Here is a 6,145-nt window from a genome sequence, read left to right on the forward strand (position 1 = left end):
CGTTATCCCGCCCCCGCCGCCGCCTCCAGCGCCGCCCGCAAGAGCGCCGCTAGCTCCGCCGGGATCGTCGCGTCGAACTGCCCGATCAGCTTATCCGCTTCGAGCAGCATCACCTCCACCGCCTCGCAATGCGCTTCGAGCGCCGCTCGTTCCGCCTCGCCCACGCGCACCACCGCCGCCGTCCCCGGCAAGGACAGCGCCCACGTCGGCGCCATCGTCTCGTCCGTCGGCAGCCCGATCACCGCCACCTCCACCCCCTCGCCGAGACGCATCGTCCCGAGCGAGCGCGTCAGCGGCGCACGCGACGTCGGCTCCGGCGCCATCACCACGTCCGTGATCCGACGCATCGAGTACGCGAGCACCCCCAGCCGCTGCGGGCTCGTCGCCAGGAGCAGCCGCGGCGGCACCGAGAAGCCCGGACGCACGAGCCGCGTCGCCAGCGAGCGCAGCACCGGGATCTGCTCCGGCGTCGCCAGCGGCGTCGTCAGCGTGGCGAGCGGGATCGTCTTGACCTTGCCGCTCTTCTTGAGCTGCACGAGCGCGTCCAGGATGTCGAGGTCCGGACCGTCGATCTCGTCGAGCAGCTCGTCGATGCTGCGCGGCATCTGCAAGAGCTCGAAGATCCGACCTCGCATCGACGACGGATCCGGCATCGACTCCGGGCCGTCGAGCAGCCCCGAGAGGCTCGCCAGGTCCGACAAGGCAAACACCTCCCCCTCGGGCGAGAGGCTCGCGCGACGCTCGTTGAGCTCGTCGACCTGCCGCATCGCCTCCATCAGCAGCATGTTCGTGGAGGCCTGGATGCGGCGCTGGGTCGGCGGGTCGCCCGGCGAGAACGCGAAGCGGCCCCGGCGCTCGGCGAGCAGCCGGTAGAGCGCGCGTTCCCCCGTCCGACGGCTGAAGCTCGCGTCGACGATCTGCCCCTCGGCGAGCTTCACCTCGCCCGGACCCCGCGCCGTGGTGATGCTCAGCGACCCCGTCCGGCGGTTCATCGCCAGGAGCTGAAGCATGTCCACGAGCGGCACCTGCTCCAGGTCGCCGCGGATGTCCTGCGGCAACGGCGGACGCGACACGCGCCGCGACACCTCCGTGATGCGCGAGACGATGTGGTCGACGTCGACCCGCATCACCTCGTCCTGCACGAGGTCGACGTCGACCATCTTGTCGACGAGGAAGAGCACCGGGATGTCGGCGAACTCGGGCCGCTCCTTGAAGACCTCGCGCACGTTACCGCCGCGCTCGGGGGCGCGCGGCACGAGCACCACGTCGGGGCGGCTCTGGTAGGCCTGCTCGAGCGCGCTCTCCGCGCTGTTCGCGTTCGCCACCGCGAGGCCCATGGCCCGCAGCGCGGAGGCGAGCGCGCCGAGCGCGTCGACATCGGAGTCCACGAGGAGTACGCGTCGCGACATGGCCGCCCCTTATCCAATCACCCGCACGCCCGCGGCCCGGCCGAGGCGCTCGGCCAGCACGTCGGCGAGCAGCGGATCGGCCGCGTGCGCGCCCCGGAGCAGGCCGTCGTCGTTGCGCGCCACGAGCGCGTAGGCCCCGTGCTCGGCGATGATCGCCAGCGCCTCGATCCGCTCGCAACCCGGCACGCTCCGCAGGTCGAGCGCGTGCAGCGCGATCTTGTCGGCGTCGTGCCCCAGCGCCGAGCGCACGGCCGCGCCGAGGCAAAGGTCCGTGTGGTGCGCGACCACGATCGTCGCCGCGCCGCCGCGCTGCGCGTCGGCCACCACCGCCTGCGCGAGCGTCTGCGCCTCCGCCGCGGCCAGCTCGATCGGCCGCACCGCCGACGTCTGCCGCGCCGGCGCCGCGTTCACCGTCTCCCAGATGAGCATTTCGAGCAAATCCGGCACCGTGGTCGACTCCGGATCGAGCCTGTGCACCACCGACGTCTTGCTCGCCTCGGCGCGCAAGCGCGCGACCCGAAGCAACTTGCCGAGGTCCTGCCCGTCGGTCGGGAAGGCGGCGGCGCCGACGAGCAGCGCGCGGCTCGTCACCGACTTCTCCCCGCTCCCGAGCCGCGCGATGCGACGCCGGACCGAGTGCGCGCCGAGGCCACTCGTCTCGGGCAAGAGCAGGTGGAACTCGTTCTCGTCGACGCGGGCGAGCACGTCCGTGTCGTGGATCGTGGCGAGCAGCCGGTCGGCGTATTCGGTCGGCGAGAGCGCCGGCTGCCCGGGGATCGGCTCGTACACCATGGTCACGATCGCGAACCGCCGGTTGTACCGGCGCGCGCGCCCGATCTCCCGGCCGGCCACGTCGACGTAATACGCGAACGAGTACGCGCTCGACGTCGGGTCCTTGATGGCGGCGCCCCCGCGGGCGGCGCGCTCGCGCTCGCCGAGCATGGCAATCGCGGTCGCGGCGACGTTCGCGAGCAGCCGGATGATCCCATCGATCGGCGGATCGGCGCCCGTCGCGGCGGGGACACGTGGCTTGTCCTCGTCGAGCAGCACGTACCCGGCCGCGACGTTGCGCGAGCCGAGCGGCACGGCGAGCAGCCGGCGCGGCGTGGCGAACGTGTCGAGGATGTGTTTTTCGGTGCCGGTCGTGGGCGCGCTGTCGAGCCCGGGGCTCGCGGCGCCGAGCACCAGCTCCTGCGGCGTGTCCCCGGCGAGGTACACGGCGGCGCCCTTCGCGCTCGTCACCTCGACGAGGATCTCCACGAGCTCACGCGCGGCGCTCGTCCGGTCCGTCGCTTCGGCGATCTCGGCGATGCGGGCGATCCACCCCGTCGCGCGCGCGCTCACGGCGGCGGCGCGCTCCAACCGATCCCGCTCGGCGCGCTCGACCAGCCGTTGCTTGATCCCCCACACCGAGCTGAGGACATCGTCGCCCGAGAGCGGCATCAAGAGCAGGCCCGACGCGCCGAGCGAGAGCGCGTTCGCGGCGGCGTCGAGGTTTTTCTTCGTCGCCAGCGTCACCACGCTGAGGTCCGCCACGAGCGCCTTCAGGTGGTGCACCAGGCTCAGGCCTGCGCCGTCGCCGATCCCGAGCTCCACGAAGGCGATGTCCGGCATCTCGGCCGTCGCCATCATGAACGCCTCGGAGAAGTCGGCCGTCACCAGCACCTTGTCGAAGCGCAGCACGCGCGGGACGAGCTCGCGCACGGCGACGTCTTGCGCGATGCAAAGCACGGTCAGCGCGGGCGCGCCGCCCCGATCGAGCGGCCGGCGGCGGGACGCGGGGATCGGGGGCATGGAGTTCATCATGACGTGGTCCCGGCCCACGATGGAGGAGTCGGCTGGCCTGGGCCAAGCCCGAAGCTCGTTTCCCACGTTCCCCGGAACACCCGCCGCGCCGGCCCCTTCATGCGCAACGCCCGCGCTTCGTCCACCGTGATCTCGAGCGGCCCGCCCGGCAGAAACACCTCGATCGGCGCGCCGCGCGGGGCCCGACCCTGCTCACACGCCGCCGCCGCCACGGCGCACGCGCCTGTCCCGCAAGCGAGCGTCCGCCCCACGCCGCGCTCCCAGACCGTCACCGCGATCCGCGGCCGCGCCCCTTCCCCGAGCATCCGGCAGAACTCCACGTTGATCCCTCCCGCCGGCGCTGTCGCCACCGTCGGCCCCACCCGGTCGATCTCCGCCTCGGCGTAGGGCTCGAACGTGATCGCGTGCGGATTGCCCACATCGACCGTCGAAAACCCGTGCGTCCGCCCTTCCGCTTCCACGTCGAGCCTCGGCCCCATCTTCGCGTGACCCATGTCCACGGTCACGTCGTAAAGACCTTCGCTCCTTCGCTCGATGGCGCACGGCTTGTCCCCGGCGTCCGTCGCGATCACCATCGACAGCCCCTCGGCGCCCGTTCGGTCGGCGAGGAACGCGGCCACGCACCGGAGCCCGTTCCCGCACATCTCCGGCCGCGACCCGTCGGCGTTCAGCACGACCATACGCGGCGTCGCGCCGCCGATCACGAGCAACACGCCGTCGCCGCCGATGCCTCGGTGCCTGTCGCAGAGCGCGCGTGCTTGCTCGGGCGTGATCGCATCCTCCGAGCTTGCGTCGAGGACGACAAAATCGTTGCCGAGCCCCTCCCACTTCTCGAATGCGAGCGCGCCGCTCATCGCTTCGCCCTGCTGAAGAGCTCGCGCACTGTGGTCGAGCTCGTCCCGTTGATCTCCAGGAGCTTGCTGCGGCTGCTCGCGCCCACGAGGATGTTCACGTCGGCGCGGCGCACCTCGAGCACGCGGGAAAGGAGCTTGCGCAGCTCCTCGTTTGCGGCTCCTTCGGCGGGTGGCGCGGTCAACGCGACGTCGAGCGCTCCTTCGCGCACCCCGAGGATCGAACAGCGGGACGAGCGCGGGCGCACGTGCACGGAGAAGCGCACGGCGCCGGCGCGCTCGCTCATCTCGAGCCGCGCCCATTCCCCGGGAATCTGGTTCGTTGCTTTCGACATCGCGCGGTGGCGCATCCTAGCGCAAACCGACCCGTCCATACGGTTCTTGAATTCGAACTTTCGCCCGATCCTTTTGGGCCCTGCCTTCCTGTACTAGCGTGGGGGCATGGCGCGACTTCGTTGGATGACAGCGGGTGAATCACACGGCCCTTCGCTGGTGGCCATCGTCGAAGGCATCCCGGCCGGGATGCCCCTCCTCTCCCAGGACGTCGATCACGACCTCGCACGACGTCAACGCGGGTATGGCCGTGGCGGGCGCATGAAAATTGAAACGGACCGGGCCGAGCTTGTCGGAGGCGTCCGGGGCGGCGAGACCCTGGGCGGCCCCATCGCCTTGCGCATCGACAACCGCGACCACGCCAACTGGGCCGGGCGCATGGGCCCGGACCCCTTCCCCGCGCCCCCCGAAGCCCTCACCCGCCCCCGCCCGGGCCACGCCGACCTCGCGGGCGGCCTCAAGTACGACCGCAAGGACCTCCGCGACATCCTCGAACGCGCCAGCGCCCGCGAGACCGCGTCCCGCGTCGCCGTCGGCGGCATCTGCCGCAAGCTCCTCGCCCTCCTTGAAATCGACATCTTCGCCCACGTCGTCTCCATCGGCTCGGTCACGGCCACCCTGCCCGACCTCCCCTTCCCCGAGCTCCGCGCCCGCGCCCGCGCCTCCGACCTTGCCTGCGTCGACCCCGATGCCGAGCCCGCCATGCGCGCGGCCATCCACGAAGCCTCTCACGCGGGCGACACCCTCGGCGGCGTCTTCGAGGTCATCGCCACCGGCCTCCCGCCGGGCCTCGGCAGCCACGTCCAGTGGGACCGCAAGCTCGACGGCCGCCTCGCGCAGGCCCTCATGAGCATCCACGCCATCAAGGGTGTCGAGCTTGGCCTCGGCTTCACGGCCGCCACCCTCCGCGGCTCGCAGGTCCACGACCCCATCACCTACGACCCGACCCACCACTTCGACCGACCCACGAACCGCGCCGGCGGCCTCGAAGGAGGCATCACCAACGGCATGCCCCTCATCTGCCGCGCCGCCATGAAGCCCATCGCCACCCTCCGGCGCGCCCTCCCCTCCGTCGACGTCCACACCAAGGAACCGTTCGACGCCGCGCACGAGCGCAGCGACATCTGCGCCGTCTCCGCCGCGTCCGTCGTCGGCGAGGCCATGGTCGCCATCACCCTGGTGGATGCCGTCCTGGAGAAGTTTGGGGGCGACAGCCTCGGCGAGCTTCGGCGCAACGTGGAGACGTACCGCGCGCAGCTCGCGGCCTACTGACCGGGACGTTTCACGTGAAACATTGAGCTGACACTCCCTCACCCCCGAAGGGCCTCGCTACGACATCGGATTCAGGTGACCCGATACGCCTAACGGTGCTGGTCGTAGCGGGGACCCTCTCGACCGACACGCCTATCGCTGCTCGTCGTACCGGGAACCCACTCGACCGATACGCCTATCGTTGCTCGTCGTACCGGGAACCCTCTCGACCGACACGCCTATCGTTGCTCGTCGTACCGGGAACCCTCTCGACCGACACGCCTATCGCTGCTCGTCGTACCGGGAACCCTCTCGACCGATACGCCTATCGCTGCTCGTCGTACCGGGAACCCTCTCGACCGATACGCCTAGGTGGCTGGTGTTGATCGCGAGCCCATCGACGACGGTCGATGGCCGCTCCTGTTCCCATGGCCGCCACGGTGCATATCGGACAGGCCACCTGACGGCTTATAACGGTTCGGTTCATCTTCTGTT

5 protein-coding genes are annotated in these 6,145 nt (G+C 71.0%); 1 reads left to right on the forward strand and 4 read right to left on the reverse strand.

The window, feature by feature from the left end; translation table 11 throughout:
* Positions 1-2 precede the first annotated feature (2 nt).
* Genes E8A74_RS47635 through E8A74_RS47650 form a run of 4 tightly spaced genes read right to left on the reverse strand, consistent with a single transcriptional unit; the run spans position 3 to position 4,401 of the window.
* Complete coding sequence (locus E8A74_RS47635) at positions 3-1,409, reverse strand: DUF4388 domain-containing protein (protein WP_136935831.1); 1,407 nt, start codon at positions 1,407-1,409, stop codon at positions 3-5.
* Positions 1,410-1,418: 9 nt separating this feature from the next.
* Positions 1,419-3,203: a GGDEF domain-containing response regulator gene (locus tag E8A74_RS47640; RefSeq protein ID WP_170229930.1), complete on the reverse strand. Its 1,785-nt coding sequence runs from the start codon at positions 3,201-3,203 to the stop codon at positions 1,419-1,421.
* 8 nt (positions 3,204-3,211) lie between these two features.
* Entirely contained in the window at positions 3,212-4,069 is an 858-nt protein-coding gene (dapF, locus tag E8A74_RS47645; protein WP_136935833.1) for a diaminopimelate epimerase, read from the reverse strand.
* On the reverse strand, positions 4,066-4,401 hold the full coding sequence (locus tag E8A74_RS47650; protein WP_136935834.1) for a DUF167 domain-containing protein: 336 nt from the start codon (positions 4,399-4,401) through the stop codon (positions 4,066-4,068). The genes dapF and E8A74_RS47650 overlap by 4 nt, the downstream gene beginning before the upstream one ends.
* 106 nt (positions 4,402-4,507) lie before the next feature.
* Here E8A74_RS47650 and aroC point away from each other — a divergent pair, with 106 nt between their 5' ends.
* Positions 4,508-5,671, forward strand: a complete 1,164-nt coding sequence (gene aroC / locus E8A74_RS47655; RefSeq protein WP_136935835.1) for a chorismate synthase — start codon at positions 4,508-4,510, stop codon at positions 5,669-5,671.
* Positions 5,672-6,145: the final 474 nt, after the last annotated feature.

Origin of the sequence: Polyangium fumosum, from assembly GCF_005144585.1 — a bacterium.
GTDB classification, from domain to species: domain Bacteria; phylum Myxococcota_A; class Polyangia; order Polyangiales; family Polyangiaceae; genus Polyangium; species Polyangium fumosum.